This window comes from Vibrio sp. Y42_MX_L11 (assembly GCF_024181785.1).
GTDB lineage: Bacteria > Pseudomonadota > Gammaproteobacteria > Enterobacterales > Vibrionaceae > Vibrio > Vibrio diabolicus.
The window spans coordinates 173377-191648 of sequence record NZ_JAMZAP010000006.1 but is presented as its reverse complement, the minus strand read 5'-3'; the positions used below and the strand labels follow the sequence as shown (position 1 = coordinate 191648).

The following is an 18272-nucleotide window of genomic DNA, read 5'->3' as shown; positions in this document are numbered from 1 at the left end:
ACGACAATATTTATCGAGTTAGTGCGAAAGCACAGCAGATTCAAAGTGCCAAAACAAAAAAAGACCTCCCGAGGGAGGTCTTAGTCAGATATCAGTTCGATGTAATTAAGGCAGTTTTACATTCGATAGGTCTTCATTAGCACCGATTGCTTTCATTTCGCCAGCAACGATTTCAGCTAGAGGACCAAGGATAACTTGAAGGTTGTTTTCACCAAGTTTAACCACACCTTTCGCACCCAATTTCTTCAGTACTTCCTCATCAGCGACTGAACGATCTTTTAGCGTTAAGCGTAGTCGAGTGATACATGCGTCGATTGAAGTTAGGTTGTCATGACCGCCAAGTGCTTTTAAGTATTGGCGAGCTAGGTCACCACTTTTCTTCTCACCAGCAGGCGCTGCTGCTTCGCTGTCGTCATCTTCACGACCAGGCGATTTCAAGTTGAATGCGCGGATTGCGAAGCTGAATGTGAAGAAGTATAGAGCACCAAAGCCAAGACCAACTGCACCAAGTAGTAGCGGTTTAGTTGCTAGACCGTAGTTCAACAAGTAGTCAATTAGACCAGCTGAGAATGTGAAGCCGTGTAGCGTACCAAGCATGTTAGCAACAACTAGCGACAGACCAGTGAACACTGCGTGAATAGCGTATAGTGCAGGCGCTAGGAATACGAACATGAACTCTAGAGGCTCTGTGATACCAGTTAGGAATGAACAGAATGCAACAGAGAACAATGCACCACCAACTTGGCTGCGTTTCTCAGCAGGAGCCGCTAGGTACATAGCAAGCGCCGCACCAGGTAGACCGAACATCATTACTGGGAAGAAACCGTTCATGAACACACCAGCGCTCTTATCGCCGCCGAAGAAACGGTGTAGGTCACCAGATTTAACTGTTTCAGTTACTTCCTTCACTGTTGCAGTGATTTCAGGAGTGACAGAGTTAGCGAATTCAAATGTATGAGTTTGACCAGCCACAAGCGTTTTCGCTAGCGCAGGATCCACACACAGTTGTTGTAGAGCAGGAAGCGCTTGACCCGCAGCATTTGCACCAGTTACTAGCACTTCTTGACAAGACCCCATACCAAACCAGAAGAATGAGTTAAGTACGTGGTGTAGACCTACAGGAATAAGGGCTCGGTTCAGTGTACCGTAGATAAACTGACCAATAGCGCCAGAAGTTGAGATACCATGCGCAAGCGCATCTAGACCACCTTGAATTGTTGGCCATACAATGCCACCAACTGCACCAGCAACTAAAGCGAATAAACCTGCCATAATCGGCACTAAACGTTTACCAGAGAAGAAAGCAAGCCACTCAGGAAGACGTGTAGCATGGAAAGCGTTGTAAGAGTGGCCAGCAATAATACCTGCGATGATACCACCAAAGAACGACATGTTTACTGATGCATCAATTGTTGACGCTGTCGCTGTCAGTACAAAGTACGCAACTGCACCAGCAAGGCCAGCTGCACCTTGACCGTCTTTAGATAGACCGATCGCAATACCAAGGCCAAATAACAATGGAAGGTTAGAAAAGATTGAGTTACCTGCTTGTGCCATAAATGCGATGTCAAAAACATCCGGCTGGCCCAAGCGCAGTAACAAGCCTGCGATTGGCAAAGTCGCAATAGGAAGCATAAGAGCTTTACCTAACTTCTGCGCGTATCCGAGAATATTCACCTTAAGTTCCCCCTATAGGATTAGATGTTATGTTGAATGACTTATTTCAGTCGTCCAATTTAGTCATCCTCAGTTTATGACATTAATTTTGCTCCGCAAATTAAAAGCTCACCGTTTGTGATCATAATCACCACAATTTGCCCTTTCGGAAGGTTTTTGCTAGCGAGATCATAAAACTTATTTTATTATACGAAAAAATGGCGTTTTAAAGATAATATTCTCGCACTTTATGCAAGGCAGAATCAGTGTTATTTTGGTATCTAGGCGGGTAAATCACTGTAACTTTGCTCTGAAAAAGAATCATAAAAAACCATACAATCATTACTTTTCAGTTAGTTACTATGACAATAACATCGATAAAACGCGACTTGCTGTATGTGACTCGTTATCTAATTCAGTGATACAAACTAAGTACCCATATGACTAAAGCAGTCTCCACTTAGGTAACGATATAGAAATTGAATTCTCATCTATAAGGACTAGCTGACTATGTACGCGCTAAGTAACTGTAAAATTTATACCGGTAGTGATGTTCTTACCGATCATGCGGTCATCATCGAAAACGACCTTATTCAATCTATTGTGCCGGTTGCAGAGCTACCTCAGGGCATCGAAGTGAAAGACCTCGCAGGCGCAAACCTAAGTCCGGGCTTTATCGACCTGCAACTGAATGGCTGTGGCGGTGTAATGCTAAACGATGCAATCACACCGGAAACCATGCAAATCATGCACGAAGCAAACCTCAAGTCCGGCTGTACTAGCTTCTTACCAACGCTCATTACTTCATCAGACGAAGATATGCGAACTGCAATTTCTGCCGCTCGTGAATATCATAACCAATATCAAAACCAATCACTTGGTCTACACCTAGAAGGTCCTTATCTTAACGTCGCGAAAAAAGGTATCCACAACGTCGATTTTATTCGCCCGTCAGATGAAAGCATGATTGATCTTATCTGCGCAAACGCCGATATCATCGCTAAAGTAACGCTTGCACCAGAGCAAAACGATCCAGAGCATATTGCACGATTAAAAGCAGCCGGCATCGTGGTTTCTATTGGTCATACAAATGCGACCTACGCCGAAGCGCGTAAAGGCTTTGAAGCAGGTATTACTTTTGCCACACACCTATTTAATGCGATGACACCAATGGTTGGTCGTGAACCTGGAGTTGTTGGTGCAATTTACGATACTCCTGACGTTTATGCTGGCATTATTGCTGATGGTTTCCACGTAGACTACGCAAACATCCGAATTGCTCATAAAATCAAAGGTGAAAAGCTTGTTTTGGTGACGGATGCCACAGCTCCAGCAGGTGCTAACATTGATCACTTTATTTTTGTCGGTAAGAAAGTATATTACCGAGATGGTAAGTGTGTTGATGAAAACGGCACACTAGGCGGCTCAGCTTTGACAATGATAGAAGCAGTTCAGAATTCAGTTGAGCACGCGGGGATCGCTTTAGACGAAGCTCTACGAATGGCCACGTTATATCCAGCAACTGCAATTGGTGTTGAGGATCGCCTTGGCCGAGTTCGAAAAGGGATGGTTGCAAACCTAACCATTTTCGATCGTGACTTCAAAGTAAAAGCGACGGTTGTTAACGGACAATACGAGCAAAATTAAGCATGAATGGCGGACAGATTGGTAATGTAGATTTAGTAAAACAGCTTAACAGCGCTGCGGTATATAGGCTGATTGATCAGCAAGGTCCTATCTCCCGTATTCAAGTCGCAGATGTGAGCCAGCTCGCACCTGCTAGTGTTACCAAAATAACCCGCCAACTTTTAGAGCGCGGCCTTATTAAAGAGGTCGCCCAGCAAGCTTCAACTGGTGGTCGTCGTGCAATCTCTCTGACCACCGAAGTCAAACCCTTCCACTCTATTGCGGTTCGTTTAGGTCGAGATTACGTACAATTTTGTTTGTACGATTTAGGTGGCACTGCACTTGCGGAAGATCAACACGAACTGCATTACACCAACCAAGCTGACTTGATCGCTGGGCTTATCGATTTACTTAAAGACTTCGTAAACCGTTGCGAAGACAAAATTGATCAGCTCATCGCAATTGGTATTACGCTACCGGGCCTTGTAAACCCAACAACAGGCGTGGTTGAGTACATGCCGAATACCGATATCGATAATCTGGCGCTGGGTGAAATTGTTGGAGAGAAGTTTAATACCGCATGCTTTGTTGGGAATGACGTACGTGGCATGGCGTTAGCGGAGCACTACTTTGGGGCAAGCCAAGACTGTCAGGACTCCATTTTAGTTAGCGTTCACCGCGGTACTGGCGCAGGTATTATCGTTAACGGCCAGGTTTTTCTTGGCTTTAACCGCAACGTCGGTGAAATTGGTCATATTCAAATCGATCCGCTTGGTGAACAGTGCCAATGTGGGAACTTTGGTTGCTTAGAAACCGTAGCAGCGAACCCAGCCATTATCCAACGAGTAAAACAACTGATTGCTCAAGGCTATGAGTCAAGCTTGACTGACCTTGAAAACATCACGATTGAAGCAGTGTGTCAGCATGCAATGGATGGTGACGAACTTGCAAAGCAGAGTTTAGTGCGAGTGGGTAACCAGTTAGGTAAAGCGATTGCAATTACCGTTAACTTGTTTAATCCTCAGAAAATTGTCATTGCGGGCGACATTACTGCTGCACAAGACATAGTCTTCCCTGCAATTCAACGTAATGTCGAAAATCAATCTCTCAAAACTTTCCATAACGACCTTCCTATCGTGGCTTCACACATTGATAAGCAGCCAACGATGGGCGCATTTGCGATGATTAAACGCGCAATGCTAAACGGAGTTTTGTTACAAAAGTTACTTGAAGACTAAGTTTATACAACTAATTGAGTTACAATCTCGGGCTGTGTTTTCACAGCCCGTTTTTGTATATCAGGAATACAGCTCAACAGTATGGAAATTATTCTAATTACAACAGCTTTTTTAGCTGGCTTTATTGCGCTTAAATGTAGCCTCCCTCCCCTCGTTGGTTTTCTACTGGCAGGATTTGGTTTGCATGCATTTGGCTATCAAAGCAATGACGTTATCGTCACTCTTGCAGATCTTGGTGTCACTCTTCTTCTATTCACGATCGGACTCAAGCTTGATGTCAAAACGCTACTGTCCAAAGAAATATGGGGAGGAGCGACCGCCCACAACATACTGTCTACCGCTTTTTTTGCACTAGCGCTATCAGGTTTAAAACTACTGGGCTTAACTTCGCTCGCCAGTATGGATAGCGGTCAAATCCTACTTTTAGCTTTTGCACTATCGTTCTCCAGTACCGTTTTTGCCGTAAAAGCATTGCAAGAAAAAGGGGAAATGAACGCGACCTACGGCACACTCGCGATCGGTATCTTGGTTATGCAAGATATTTTTGCCGTGGTATTCCTGACTGCTTCAACCGGCAAAGTCCCAGAATGGTATGCCATTGGTTTGTTCGCATTGCCTTTCCTTCGTCCACTATTCTATAAACTGTTAGATAAAGTTGGCCACGGCGAAATGCTGGTGCTGTTCGGTATTTTCTTCGCGCTTGTTGTTGGGGCAGGGCTATTCGAACTGGTCGGAATGAAACCAGACTTGGGCGCGCTGATTTTAGGCATGCTACTCGCTGGCCACCCTAAAGCTTCAGAGCTATCCAAATCGCTATTCAATATGAAGGAGCTGTTCTTAGTCTGCTTCTTTTTAAACATTGGCTTGTCCGCTTCATTGAGCGTCAATGGCGTCGTACTCGCCCTACTATTTATCTTACTGCTACCAATAAAAGGGCTCTTGTACTTCGTCACGATTAATCACTTTAAGTTTCGAGTACGTACCTCTTTGCTCGCCTCTTTATCGCTGTTCAACTACAGTGAGTTTGGCCTTATTGTCGCAGGGTTGGCCTATAAAATGGGCTGGATGCCAAGCGATATGCTCGCTGCGATTGCGGTTGCGGTGTCTGTGTCCTTTATTATTTCTGCGCCACTTAACCGCCTTAGCCACAAAATTTATCAACACTCCGGCAAGTGGCTGCAAGAGACAGCCGCAGAAAAGCTTAACCAGCGTGACCAACTCATTAACCCTGGGCATGCCCAGGTATTGATCTTAGGCATGGGGCGCATCGGGACTGGGGCCTATGATGAATTACGTGCGCGCTATGGCAAAATTTCACTAGGCATAGAAATTCGTGAAGATGCAGCACATCAGCACCGTTCAGAGGGAAGAAACGTGATCGCTGGCGATGCCACAGACCCAGATTTTTGGGAACGAATTTTAGATACAGGTCATGTTAAACTGGTGCTGCTTGCCATGCCTCATCATCAAGGTAACCAAACCGCACTTGAGCAGCTTAAACGCAGAAAATATAAAGGGCAAATAGCTGCTATCGCCGAGTACCCAGATCAGTTGGAAGGTTTGCTGGAAAGCGGAGTTGACGCCGCATTCAATATATACAGTGAAGCAGGTAGCGGTTTTGCTCGACATGTGTGTAAACAACTCGAACCTCAGTTCACACCAATAAAATAAGCAACCATACTAATATTTTTTAAAAGCCTTTCTATCAATAGAAAGGCTTTTTTGTATGGTTTTTATACCAAACCTTGATTCCATTCACCAAACCAGCCATTAAATTAAATAATATTTACACAACAAGGCTTTTTATCATTTTTATAATCACAAAACGTTGCTTTTTTTACTAGTAATGGCAAATTGAAGCCATACCGATTAGAAATTATTTAGTTTAGTAAGGATGTAGTATGTGTTCAGTATTTGGCATTTTAGACATTAAAAGCGATGCAGCCGCATTGCGCCCTATCGCATTAGAAATGTCGAAAAAACTTCGTCATCGTGGCCCTGACTGGTCTGGGATTTACTCTTCAGAGCGCGCTATTTTAGCGCATGAGCGCTTGGCGATTGTTGGTCTAAATAGTGGTGCACAACCGCTATACAGCCCTGATAAAAAGCTCATCCTTGCAGTCAATGGTGAAATCTACAACCATAAAGAAATTCGTGCTCGTTACGAAGGAAAATACGAGTTTCAAACCGATTCAGACTGTGAAGTCATTCTTGCACTGTACCAAGATATGGGTGCAGATCTCCTTGAAGAACTAAACGGTATTTTCGCTTTTGTTCTGTACGATGAAGAAAAAGACGAATACTTAGTCGGTCGCGACCACATTGGCATTATCCCTCTTTATCAAGGTCATGATGAGCATGGCAACTACTATGTTGCATCAGAGATGAAGGCACTTGTTCCAGTATGTAAAACAGTGAGCGAGTTCCCTCCTGGTAGCTACTACAGTTCAAAAGATGCCGAGCCAACGCGTTACTATGTTCGTGACTGGAACGAATACGCTGCCGTTCAAGGTAACACCACCAGCAAAGAAGAACTGACTGAAGCACTAGAAGCAGCGGTTAAACGCCAACTAATGACGGATGTGCCTTACGGTGTACTTCTTTCAGGTGGTCTAGATTCTTCTATTACATCTGCGGTAGCAAAACGCTTTGCAGCGATGCGAATTGAAGACGATGAAAAGTCAGAAGCTTGGTGGCCACAACTGCACTCTTTTGCTGTGGGTCTAGAAGGCGCGCCTGACCTGAAAGCCGCTCGCGAAGTTGCCGACCAAATCGGTACCGTTCACCATGAAATGACTTATACAATTCAAGAAGGTCTCGACGCGATTCGCGACGTGATTTACCACATCGAAACGTACGATGTGACCACCATCCGCGCATCCACACCTATGTTCTTAATGGGTCGTAAGATCAAAGCGATGGGTATCAAGATGGTATTGTCTGGTGAGGGCGCTGACGAAATCTTTGGCGGCTACCTGTACTTCCACAAAGCGCCAAACGCGAAAGAGTTCCACGAAGAAACGGTACGTAAACTGCTTGCTCTGAACATGTTTGACTGCGCGCGCGCAAACAAATCGCTAGCGGCATGGGGGGTTGAAGGCCGAGTACCGTTCCTTGATAAAGAGTTTATCGACGTTGCAATGCGCCTAAACCCAGCAGATAAGATGTGTGGCAACGGCAAAATGGAAAAACACATTCTACGCGAGTGTTTTGAGCATTACTTGCCAGAGTCGATCGCATGGCGTCAAAAAGAACAGTTCTCTGATGGCGTAGGTTACAGCTGGATTGATACGTTGAAAGAAGTCGCAGAGCAAAAAGTGACGGATCAGCAGATGGAAACGGCTCAATACCGCTTCCCATACAACACGCCAACCACAAAAGAAGGTTACGTGTACCGAGAAATCTTTGAAGAGCTGTTCCCACTACCTTCAGCGGCTGAGTGTGTGCCAGGTGGTCCTTCAGTAGCTTGTTCATCAGCGAAAGCGATTGAATGGGATGAGTCATTCCAAAACTGTGTAGACCCGTCAGGTCGTGCGGTGCAAACCGTCCATAACGACGCTTACTAAGCGACTAAGTAGGGTGTCATGCCCTACTCCTAATCGGTAACCATCGTTGTTTTGCTAAGCTCGCTAAACAGCGTCCCACTGCTGGTGATTACCAGCAAGATTAAAAAAGAGGTGCCAAAGCACCTCTTTTTTTGTTTGTACACATTAGCTATTTCAAGTCTAAATCGCTGTTATCAATACTGACAGGCACTCGTTTAGTGATCATCTGCACTAACATGATTGAGCGTTTCTCACCATCTTGCTCTTGGAAGATAGCATCTATACCAGCAAACTGACCGCTCTTAACTCGGATTTGATCACCTGGTTTTGGCATACACTCAGAAGCGGTATTTTCATTACAGCATTTTTCTAGCTGCATCAATTCAAAGACTAAGTCACCTTGTACTTCTTTCGGTTGAGCACCAAAACGCACAAAATCAACAACCCCTCGAGTGGAGCGGACTGAGGTGAAGTTAGGTCCCTGTTCATAATCAAAGTAAGCAAACACATAACAAGGAAACAGCGGCTCTTCGACTTTTTGTCTTTTCCCGCGCAAAATCTTCTCAACTTCTACAGTTGGATAAAAGCACTCTACACCTTGGTTTTCAAGGTGCTGTTTCGCCCTAACCTGCTCCCCACGTTTACAATAAAGTAGATACCAACGTTTCATCTTTTTTACTAGCCAATTCTATTTTGTTTTTATCCTAGCATTAAGCCAAAGTTGAGTCATTGACATTCAGTTTATCTATAAAAGTATGATTATACATCGCTCGCATTAACGGTATTTTTTCAAGAACTTACGAGAAGAAGTCCATAGACAAAAATGGAAATTAAGTTTGTAACACAGCCAACACACCATCATATCATCTGCAAATACACTCAAAAACAGTCACTTAACAAACAACTTTAGTCGTAATGCAAAATTTTATTGTTTGTCACTCATTAAATTGCAATGTATACGTAGAAGTCGTTAAAAAATGTAATAACTATTATTAGAAGAGCTTATGTCAAACCAACATCAATATTTCGGCCATCCTCGTGGCTTGTTCTTATTGTTCGGTACTGAACTGTGGGAACGCTTTTCTTACTACGCAATGCGCGCCATTCTAGTACTTTACCTTACAGATACAACGATGAATGGCGGCCTTGGCTGGTCAACCAAAGACGCACTAGACCTATACGGTATTTATACTGGTCTTGTGTATATCACACCTCTCATCGGAGGTTACTTAGCGGATAACTATCTAGGTCAACGCCGTTCAATTTTGCTTGGTGGCGCGTTAATGGCTATCGGCCAGTTTACACTCGCACTTCCTGCTGACGCTCTGGGTATTGGTTCGCTACACAGTTTCTATTTAGGTCTTGGTCTGCTTATCACTGGTAACGGCCTCTTTAAGCCGAATATCTCAACCATGGTTGGCGATTTATATAAAGAGGGTGACAACCGTCGTGACGGCGCATTCACTATCTTTTATATGGGTATCAACTTAGGTGCGTTACTTGCCGGCGTCGTTTCTGGCTCTGTGACAACCTCGTACGGTTGGAAAGCTGGTTTTGTGGCCGCAGGTGTAGGTATGATTATTAGCCTAGTGATGCAAATGGTGCTAGCTCAATCATGGCTTGGTGATATTGGCCGCGAACCGGCGGCGAAACGAGATCTAAACAACAAAAACGCCACCACGAAGCAGCCACTCACGAAAGAAGAAGTAAACCGACTAAAAGTAATTTTGGTCATGAGCTTATTCACTATCGTCTTCTGGGCTGGCTTTGAGCAGGCCGGTGGCCTGATGAACATCTACACTCAACAATATACTGATCGTATGATTGGTGGCTTTGAAGTACCTGCTGCGTGGTTCCAATCACTAAACCCATTTTTCATTATTACTCTAGCGCCAGTTCTGGCTGTCCTTTGGGTAAAACTGGGTAAACGCGAACCTACGTCGCCAGTGAAATTTGCGATGGCACTATTTTTCTTGGCAATTGGCTTCCTATGTATGGTTGGCGCTGTGCTAGAACAAGGTGGAGACACAACGGTAAAAACATCAATGTTGTGGCTGGTGGGAGCTTTCTTCTTCCATACATTAGGCGAACTGTGCTTATCTCCAATTGGTCTTTCACTAGTGACCAAGTTAGCACCGCTTCGCTTAGCTTCACTCATGATGGGTGCATGGTTTGGCTGTAATGCGATTGCAAACTACGTTGCGGGCTATGTGGGATCTCACGTAGGAGAATTGGGCGCAATGGCTATCTTTAGTGGCATTGCCGTCAGCGCTACCGTGAGTGGTGTCATCCTACTTCTATTCTCGAATACGCTCGTTCGCTGGATGCATGGTGCAGAGAATACTCACAGCACAGCAGAACAAGTAGAAGAGCAGCAAGTACAAGTCGCTTGATCGTTCTACAAAAAATGAAAGGGTCGCTTTTGCGACCCTTTTTGTACCTAAAGCTTAGAGTGAACTAACTCAGCCATCATTTCTATATGAAGCTCACTATCGTTCAAACAAGGAATGTAAGTAAAGCTTTCACCACCTGCTTCAAGGAAAATCTCTTTACACTCTTCCGAGATCTCTTCCAACGTTTCTAAACAATCCGAAGAGAATGCTGGTGTCACTACATTGATATTTTTTACCCCTTTTGCAGGAAGTGCCTCTAGGGTTTTATCGGTATAGGGCTGTAACCACTCTTCTCGGCCAAATCGAGACTGATACGTCATACCTATCTGTTGCTCGTTTAACCCTAACGCTTCAGCGAGTAAGCGAGTCGTCTCTTCACAGTGCTGAGGGTAAACATCTCCATTATCAGCGTAACGTTTTGGAATACCGTGATAAGAACATAGCAAGTAGTCTCCCTTACCATACTCTTGCCAATGTTCACGAACTGAATGCGCTAACGCTTCAATGTATTTCGGGTGATTGTAGTAATCCCGAATAAAGCTAAAGCCCGGCATCACGGGCAGGTTTTTAAACGCTTTAGTTATTCCGTCAGAAACCGCTGCCGTTGTTGTGCCCGAGTATTGCGGATACAAAGGTAAAACGATGACTTCCTCTACCCCTTTAGCCAACAGCGCTTCAAAACCTGATTGCAAACTTGGATTTCCATAAGTCATGCCAAGTTCGACTGGCATATCAAGCTTTTGAGCCAACTTTTCTGTTTGACGCTTAGAGTACACCATCAGTGGCGAGCCCTCTTCCATCCAAACTGATTGATAGAGTTTAGCAACCTTGGGAGCTCGGATTGGAAGGATAACGCCGTGCAATAGCGGACACCAAAGCCATCGAGTCATGTCTACCACTCGGTGATCATGAAGAAACTGACTTAAAAAGCGCTTTACGGCAGGAGCGGTTGGTGCGTCAGGAGTACCCAGGTTCACGAGGAGTACACCCTGTTTATTATTCTCTTTCATAACATCCTATTCATGGTAAACGGCTTGGTTCATATACTTAAATAGCCTCAAAGTGCTGCATCGCTGCAGCTTGAAGTTATTTAGATATATGTTTACGAGTAAACTAAAAAAAGCGACCACTTGGGTCGCTTTCAATATATCAAAATATTAATTTTTTGACTTCAGCAAATTAAGAGAGTGCTTTCTCGATATCTGCACTAACTTCAGCTACTTGCTTAGTACCATCAAACTTAAGGTACTTAGTGTTGCCTGCTTCAGCTTCTTTACCGTAGTAGTTGATTAGTGGTGCAGTTTGCTCGTGGTAAACACCTAGACGTGCACGTACTGTTTCTTCTTTGTCGTCATCACGAACAACAAGATCTTCACCAGTTACGTCATCTTTACCTTCCACTTTAGGTGGGTTGTAAACAACGTGGTAAGTACGACCAGAAGGAAGGTGAGCACGACGACCTGCCATACGCTCAACAATCACATCATCTGCAACGTCAAATTCGATAACGTAGTCTACATCAACGCCCATTTCTTTTAGGCCGTCAGCTTGAGGAATAGTACGTGGGAAACCATCTAGTAGGAAACCGTTCGCACAGTCTTCTTGAGCGATACGCTCTTTGATAAGTCCAAGGATGATTTCATCAGAAACTAGCTGACCAGCGTCGATAACAGCTTTAGCTTGTTTACCAAGCTCTGTACCTGCTTTGATAGCAGCACGAAGCATATCACCAGTAGAGATTTGTGGAATACCGTATTTTTCCATGATGAAGTTTGCTTGTGTGCCTTTACCTGCACCTGGAGCACCTAGAAGAATGATGCGCATGATTTATCCTCTTTAATATTTAAGATTTATACCGAAGCTCACAATAGCTGGGCTTCTTAGACATCAAACCCGAGAAGCACTCGCAACGATAAGTTTCGGTATAACGTATATAGGCGAGCAAAAATACACGCCTTATTACTCACATTCAAGTCGCAGATTCTATCACAGGTTCGCCGCGCAAAGAGTGTATTAAGACTAAAGAATGTTAACGATACCCTCTTTCACGCCCTATTGATTATTAACTCAACACCTGAGATGCAAAATTTTGCGACAACAAACAAAAAGCTCGCGAAATGCGAGCTTTTTGATGTACTGAGGTTATTACACCTTAGTCAAAAGTTTATTAACAGCTCCTAAGAACTCCGTTGGGTCCTCAATTGAGCCTCGCTCTGCAAGCATTGCTTGACCAAGCAGGACTTCTACCCAACGACCAAATGCCTCTTCATCCGCTTCGTCAGCCATGCGCTTAACCAGCTCGTGCTCAGGGTTTAGCTCAAAGATGTACTTCACTTCTGGCACTGCCTGACCCGCCGCTGCAAGAAGCTTCGCCATTTGAGTGCCCATTTCGTAATCGTCCGTTACCACAACAGCAGGTGTAGACGCGAGTTTAAAGGTCGTACGAACTTCTTTCACACGATCACCTAGGTAAGACTTCGTGCGTTCTACAACCGACTTAAACTCTTCTTCAGTTTCTTTCTGCTTCTCTTTTTCTGCTTCATCTTCAAACTGACTTAGATCGAGCCCAGCTTTTGTGATTGACTGGAACTGCTTGCCGTCAAACTCAGTTAAGTAGTTCATCAGCCACTCATCAATGCGGTCGTACATCAAGATAACTTCAATGCCTTTCGCTTTGAACTGCTCTAAGTGAGGGCTGTTTTTCGCAGCTGCATAGCTGTCTGCGGTCAAGTAGTAGATCTTATCTTGACCTTCTTTCATGCGCTCAACGTAAGCAGCTAGACCCACGGTTTGCTCCGCAGAATCCACTTCAGTTGAAGCAAAGCGCAATAGGCCTGCAACTTTCTCTTTGTTTGCGAAGTCTTCTGCCGGACCCTCTTTCATCACAAGACCAAACTCTTTCCAGAATGATTGGTATTTCTCTTCATCATTCTTAGCCATGCGCTCTAACATCGTTAGCACACGCTTAGTACAAGCATTACGTAGAGACTGAGTCACTTTGTTATCTTGTAAGATCTCACGCGATACGTTGAGTGGCAGATCATTGGAGTCTATTAAACCTCGTACAAAACGTAGGTAAGACGGCATGAACTGCTCTGCATCGTCCATAATGAACACGCGTTGTACGTACAGTTTCAAGCCTGATTTGTGGTCGCGGTTCATCATATCCCATGGCGCTTTAGATGGGATGTAAAGCAAGCTCGTGTAATCGTTTTTACCTTCGACACGGTTATGGCTCCAAACCAATGGATCAGCAAAGTCATGTGATACGTGCTTGTAGAACTCTTGATACTCTTCATCTGAGATATCCGATTTATTACGCGTCCACAGTGCTTGAGCTTTGTTGATTTGCTCCCACTTCTTCTCATCCGTTTCTTTGCCTTCGTCATCGCGAACAACAGTTTGGATTGAAACTGGGATGCCAATGTGATCCGAGTACTTGCTGATCACATCACGTAGACGCCATTCATTTAGGAATTCTTTACCTTCTTCACGCATATGAAGAATGATGTCAGTACCACGCGATTCTTTAGTGATGTTTTCGATGGTGTACTCACCTTCACCGGCTGAGTGCCATTGTACTGCTTCATCAGCGGCTAGGCCCGCAGCACGAGTGCGTACGGTGACGGCATCAGCAACGATAAACGCCGAGTAGAAACCAACACCAAACTGACCAATAAGCTGAGAGTCTTTGCTCTGCTCCTCAGACAGCTTTGAGAAAAACTCCGCGGTCCCGGATTTTGCAATCGTACCTAAGTGCTCGATCACATCATCGCGGCTCATACCGATACCGTTATCAGAAATGGTTAAGGTATTTGCGCTTTCATCAAACGACAGTTTCACGCAAAGGTCTGCATTACCTTCATATAAGTCTGGGTTAGATAGCGCTTGGAAGCGCAGCTTGTCCGATGCATCTGATGCGTTAGAAATCAGCTCGCGCAAAAAGATCTCTTTATTTGAATAAAGAGAATGGATCATTAAATGCAGTAGTTGTTTTACTTCTGATTGAAAACCACGAGTTTCTTTGTTTTGAGATACGGTTTCGCTCATGTGTGCTCCATAACATCTAAACTAATTGGCTTTTTCATGGAGATAAGTTTGTGACTTTCCCCTTGAAATTACCTTACTGAGATGTCATTTAACATGTGGCTGACAAATGTAAATTCAAGGTCAATATTGCTAAAAACGGTGTTTTTTTAGAAAAATTTAATTATCCTACCAGCCTAAAAGCATCTAAAATGTCGTGCGCACTCCATGCGCTTCGGTAATTTTGTGACATAAATCACTATAATTACAACATCATCCATCTAAGAAGAACTAAATGACTAACATCGGCACCAAATTTCTACTTGCTCAAAGGTTCACCTTTGATCCAAATAGTAATTCGCTCGCTGACCAACAAAACGGCAACGACGTTGTACGATTAGGAAGCAACGAAAGCCGTATACTTCTGATGTTGGCAGAGAGACCAAACGAAGTTTTAACCCGTAACGAGCTTCACGAGTTTGTTTGGCGTGAGCAAGGTTTTGAGGTGGATGACTCAAGCCTGACTCAAGCGATCTCTACTCTGCGTAAGATGTTGAAGGACTCAACAAAATCTCCAGAGTTTGTTAAAACGGTTCCTAAACGCGGTTATCAACTCATTTGTTCAGTGGAACGCTTAAGCCCATTATCTGCTGACTCTAATACTGACGTTGAAGAAGCCACTTCTGAAAATGAAGTGCACGCTGCTGAAATAGAAACAAGTGACGCGCCGTCAACAGAAGCGGCGACAGACACCACGACTGAAGTAGAGCCTCAAGTAGAACTACCTAAGGCACAGCCAAAACCAGCAGCTAACACTAATAACTGGCTGCCGCGTATGATCGTTCTTTTGTCTCTGCTGCTTCCTATTTGTGTATTGCTATTCACCAATCCTGCAGAATCCCAATTCCGTCAGATTGGTGAGTATCAAAATGTACCTGTGATGACGCCAGTGAACCACCCGCAAATCAATAGTTGGTTGCCGTCCATTGAGCAGTGCATTGAACGCTACGTAAAATACCATGCAGAAGATTCAATGCCGGTAGAAGTGATTGCTACAGGTGGCCAGAACAATCAGCTGATTCTGAACTACATTCATGACAGTCAACATTCATATGAGAACGTGACATTGCGTATTTTCGCTGGTCAAAATGACCCAACCGATATCTGTAAATAAGGAGGCCAGAATGAAGATAAAATTAGCATCTGCGGTTTTGGCCGTATCCGTTCTTTTCAGTGGTTGGTTATATTGGGGTAGCGACCTAAAAGTGGAACAGGTCCTCACTGCCAATGAGTGGCAGTCAACCATGGTGACGGTCATTACAGACAGCTTGCCTGACGATCCTGTCGGCCCACTGCGTCGTGTTAATGTTGAATCAAATGTGAAATATCTCCCTAATGGAGACTATATTCGCGTAGCAAATATCAAACTATTCGCTCAAGGTTCAACGGCAGAATCCACGATTAATATCTCGGAAAAAGGGCGCTGGGAAGTAAGTGACAACTATTTGTTGGTTTCGCCTTCTGAGTTTAAAGATATTTCATCTTCTCAATCAAAAGACTTCTCCGAAGCACAGCTACGTTTGATCACTCAAATCTTTAAGCTTGATGCCGAGCAAAGTCGCCGTATTGATGTCGTGAACGAAAAAACGCTATTGCTCACTAGCTTGAACCACGGTTCTTCGGTGCTGTTTAAAAACTAACTTTGATTTGATGATAAGGGGGCAAAACGCCCCCTTTATTTTGCTTATGGATTGGCTAGATACCCTCACCCTCTTTTTCGGCTCACTTATCGCCAATACTCTGGCTTCGCTTTCTGGCGGCGGTGCAGGCTTACTTCAATTCCCTTTGCTCATCTTTCTCGGCTTGCCATTCTCGGTTGCGCTGGGGACACATAAAGTGGCTTCCGTCGCTTTAGGCTTAGGGGCAGCAAGCACACACTTAAAAGCAGGCACAATTAAATGGAAGGTCGCGCTCTACCTTATAGTCTCTGGCAGCATTGGCGTAGTCTTAGGGGCGAACTTAATTGTCCAAATACCTGATGGTATGGCGGAAAAAATGCTAGGGAGCATGATTCTCGCGCTCGGCATCTATTCACGATTTAAGAAATCGTTAGGCCAATCAGAAATAATACGTAACCGTCACCCAATCGGTTGGGTCATCGGCGGTGTCGGACTAATGCTCATCGGTATCATCAACGGGTCGCTGACCGCAGGTTCTGGTCTGCTCGTGACATTATTTTTAGTTCGCTGGTTTGGGTATAACTATAAACAAGCCGTTGCTTACACCATGATTTGTGTCGGCCTGTTTTGGAATGGCATTGGAGGCATTGCCGTCGTCCAAGCTGGCGCTCCGATACATTGGGCTTGGTTGCCTGTTTTATTGTTAAGCTCATTTCTAGGCGGCAGTTTAGGCGCATGGGCCGCGACTCGATACAGCAACCGAGTGATTAAAATTGCATTCGAAATTCTCACGTTTGCCGTGGGTATCAAGTTGCTAGTTTAAACCGATTAAAAGGAAAGTTTCATGGATAAAGCAATCATTGATATTTATTACTGCCGCCAGTGCAACTGGATGTTGCGTTCAACTTGGCTATCGCAAGAACTACTGCATACTTTTAGCGAAGAAATAGAAACGATCAGCTTGCACCCAGATACGGGTGGTCGCTTCGAAATTTTCTGCAATGGCCAGCAAATTTGGGAACGGAAAAAAGACAGCGGCTTTCCTGAAGCAAAGGTGCTAAAACAGCGCGTAAGAGACATTATCGACCCAGAACGAGATCTAGGCCATTCAGACACAAAATAAGGGAGCAATTCGCTCCCTATTTTTTTACTTAGTAAAACCGTTAAATCATGGTTTGTGCTAATACTTCGCCTTCTGGCGTTTTTACCGTTAGCGTATTGTCTTCTAAAGTACCAAAGCTTCTTGGTAAACCATTACGTGGAAATGTCATCGAGCCTGGGTTAAATATAATGGCTCCATCTTGCATCTCTGCGACAGGAACATGCGTATGACCGTGGGCGATGATATCACCTTCACGCAGTGGCGGCCGTTTTTCAGAGTTATACAAGTGACCATGAGTCAAAAAGATTCTCTTGCCAGATTCAAGTAGCACCCACGAGTAATCCATCATCATTGGAAACTTCAATAGCATTTGGTCCACTTCACTATCGCAGTTACCACGCACAGAAATAATTTGCTCACTGTATTGGTTCAATAGCTCCGCCACCTGCGGTGGGTTGTAACCTTCTGGAATCGGGTTTCTTGGCCCGTGGTTTAGCGTATCCCCCAACAAAATCAGGTGCTCCGCACCAGAGGATAAAAATAGCTCAATAGTTTCTTTAGTTGCTGGCAAAGAGCCATGCAGATCTGAGGCAAAAAATAGTTTCACGACATCGTCTCCTCACAAAGTACGAGGTCATTCTACGGCATTTTTATGACAGCTCAACCAACGACTACTGATAGCGCAATGATTCAATGACCATAGGCAAAATATAGAACCATGCTGCATACGCAGTTCCAACCAACACCAGTATCCAAAACACCATCGACATAAATTTTGACTTAGCTAGGTGGTGCAGCGGGTCTGGCTCTCCGCATCCTGGACATGCGTGAGCGCGCTTTGAGATTTGTTTCTCACACACAGGGCAAGAGACTAAAGGCATGATACAAATTCCTCGACAATAGACTTAGGGCGCAAAGAATAATGGTGAATTAACACATATGCAACCTAACATATATTAAATATTTTAGTTCTTTGTAACAGTCGCTGACTTGAGAAAAAAATGCGT

The 18272-nt window shown here is 44.4% G+C and carries 16 protein-coding genes; 9 read left to right on the top strand and 7 right to left on the bottom strand.

Annotated features, from left to right (window positions below; all coding sequences use genetic code 11):
* Positions 1 to 105: 105 nt before the first annotated feature.
* Positions 106 to 1677 (bottom strand): N-acetylglucosamine-specific PTS transporter subunit IIBC, encoded by a 1572-nt coding sequence (nagE, locus tag NL643_RS08870; protein WP_006742711.1) that lies wholly within the window; start codon positions 1675 to 1677, stop codon positions 106 to 108.
* A 489-nt stretch (positions 1678 to 2166) separates the two neighbouring features.
* Here nagE and nagA point away from each other — a divergent pair, with 489 nt between their 5' ends.
* The 4 genes from nagA (at position 2167) to asnB (ending at position 8086) form a co-directional block, all read left to right on the top strand.
* The gene (gene nagA / locus NL643_RS08865) at positions 2167 to 3303 is read left to right on the top strand and encodes an N-acetylglucosamine-6-phosphate deacetylase (RefSeq protein ID WP_047009534.1); all 1137 of its coding nucleotides are present in this window, start codon (positions 2167 to 2169) and stop codon (positions 3301 to 3303) included.
* Positions 3304 to 3305: 2 nt separating this feature from the next.
* Positions 3306 to 4520: an ROK family protein gene (locus NL643_RS08860; protein ID WP_006742713.1), complete on the top strand. Its 1215-nt coding sequence runs from the start codon at positions 3306 to 3308 to the stop codon at positions 4518 to 4520.
* Positions 4521 to 4601: 81 nt separating this feature from the next.
* Positions 4602 to 6191: a cation:proton antiporter family protein gene (locus tag NL643_RS08855; protein ID WP_006742714.1), complete on the top strand. Its 1590-nt coding sequence runs from the start codon at positions 4602 to 4604 to the stop codon at positions 6189 to 6191.
* A gap of 230 nt (positions 6192 to 6421) precedes the next feature.
* Positions 6422 to 8086 carry an asparagine synthase B gene (gene asnB, locus NL643_RS08850; RefSeq protein ID WP_005393054.1) on the top strand — a complete coding sequence of 555 codons (1665 nt, stop codon included), beginning with the start codon at positions 6422 to 6424 and terminating at the stop codon, positions 8084 to 8086.
* A 148-nt stretch (positions 8087 to 8234) separates the two neighbouring features.
* Here the strand turns inward: asnB and rfaH are convergent, their stop codons facing one another.
* Complete coding sequence (gene rfaH / locus NL643_RS08845; protein ID WP_005393056.1) at positions 8235 to 8735, bottom strand: transcription/translation regulatory transformer protein RfaH; 501 nt, start codon at positions 8733 to 8735, stop codon at positions 8235 to 8237.
* 334 nt (positions 8736 to 9069) lie between these two features.
* On the opposite strand from rfaH, the gene NL643_RS08840 reads away from it, so the two are divergent.
* The gene (locus NL643_RS08840) at positions 9070 to 10458 is read left to right on the top strand and encodes a peptide MFS transporter (RefSeq protein WP_104971387.1); all 1389 of its coding nucleotides are present in this window, start codon (positions 9070 to 9072) and stop codon (positions 10456 to 10458) included.
* Between the two features lie 47 nt (positions 10459 to 10505).
* On the opposite strand, the gene hemH is transcribed toward NL643_RS08840, so the two are convergent.
* The 3 genes from hemH to htpG form a co-directional block, all read right to left on the bottom strand.
* Positions 10506 to 11468 (bottom strand): ferrochelatase, encoded by a 963-nt coding sequence (gene hemH, locus NL643_RS08835; RefSeq protein ID WP_253644274.1) that lies wholly within the window; start codon positions 11466 to 11468, stop codon positions 10506 to 10508.
* A gap of 169 nt (positions 11469 to 11637) precedes the next feature.
* A complete protein-coding gene (gene adk, locus NL643_RS08830; RefSeq protein WP_005393061.1) occupies positions 11638 to 12282 on the bottom strand; it encodes an adenylate kinase in 645 nt (214 codons plus the stop codon).
* A gap of 321 nt (positions 12283 to 12603) precedes the next feature.
* Complete coding sequence (htpG, locus tag NL643_RS08825) at positions 12604 to 14508, bottom strand: molecular chaperone HtpG (protein ID WP_005393063.1); 1905 nt, start codon at positions 14506 to 14508, stop codon at positions 12604 to 12606.
* Positions 14509 to 14779: 271 nt separating this feature from the next.
* On the opposite strand from htpG, the gene NL643_RS08820 reads away from it, so the two are divergent.
* The 4 genes from NL643_RS08820 to NL643_RS08805 are packed head-to-tail and all read left to right on the top strand — an operon-like array spanning position 14780 to position 17286.
* The gene (locus NL643_RS08820; protein ID WP_046874266.1) at positions 14780 to 15658 is read left to right on the top strand and encodes a transcriptional regulator; all 879 of its coding nucleotides are present in this window, start codon (positions 14780 to 14782) and stop codon (positions 15656 to 15658) included.
* A 10-nt stretch (positions 15659 to 15668) separates the two neighbouring features.
* On the top strand, positions 15669 to 16184 hold the full coding sequence (gene toxS / locus NL643_RS08815) for a transmembrane regulator ToxS (RefSeq protein WP_005393067.1): 516 nt from the start codon (positions 15669 to 15671) through the stop codon (positions 16182 to 16184).
* A gap of 46 nt (positions 16185 to 16230) precedes the next feature.
* On the top strand, positions 16231 to 16986 hold the full coding sequence (locus tag NL643_RS08810) for a sulfite exporter TauE/SafE family protein (protein ID WP_053807090.1): 756 nt from the start codon (positions 16231 to 16233) through the stop codon (positions 16984 to 16986).
* A gap of 21 nt (positions 16987 to 17007) precedes the next feature.
* Positions 17008 to 17286 carry a SelT/SelW/SelH family protein gene (locus tag NL643_RS08805; RefSeq protein ID WP_005382088.1) on the top strand — a complete coding sequence of 93 codons (279 nt, stop codon included), beginning with the start codon at positions 17008 to 17010 and terminating at the stop codon, positions 17284 to 17286.
* A gap of 40 nt (positions 17287 to 17326) precedes the next feature.
* Here the strand turns inward: NL643_RS08805 and yfcE are convergent, their stop codons facing one another.
* Positions 17327 to 17872, bottom strand: coding sequence for a phosphodiesterase (gene yfcE / locus NL643_RS08800; RefSeq protein WP_074191008.1), 546 nt, complete (start codon positions 17870 to 17872; stop codon positions 17327 to 17329).
* A 64-nt stretch (positions 17873 to 17936) separates the two neighbouring features.
* Positions 17937 to 18146: a hypothetical protein gene (locus tag NL643_RS08795; protein WP_005393073.1), complete on the bottom strand. Its 210-nt coding sequence runs from the start codon at positions 18144 to 18146 to the stop codon at positions 17937 to 17939.
* Between the last annotated feature and the right edge of the window lie 126 nt (positions 18147 to 18272).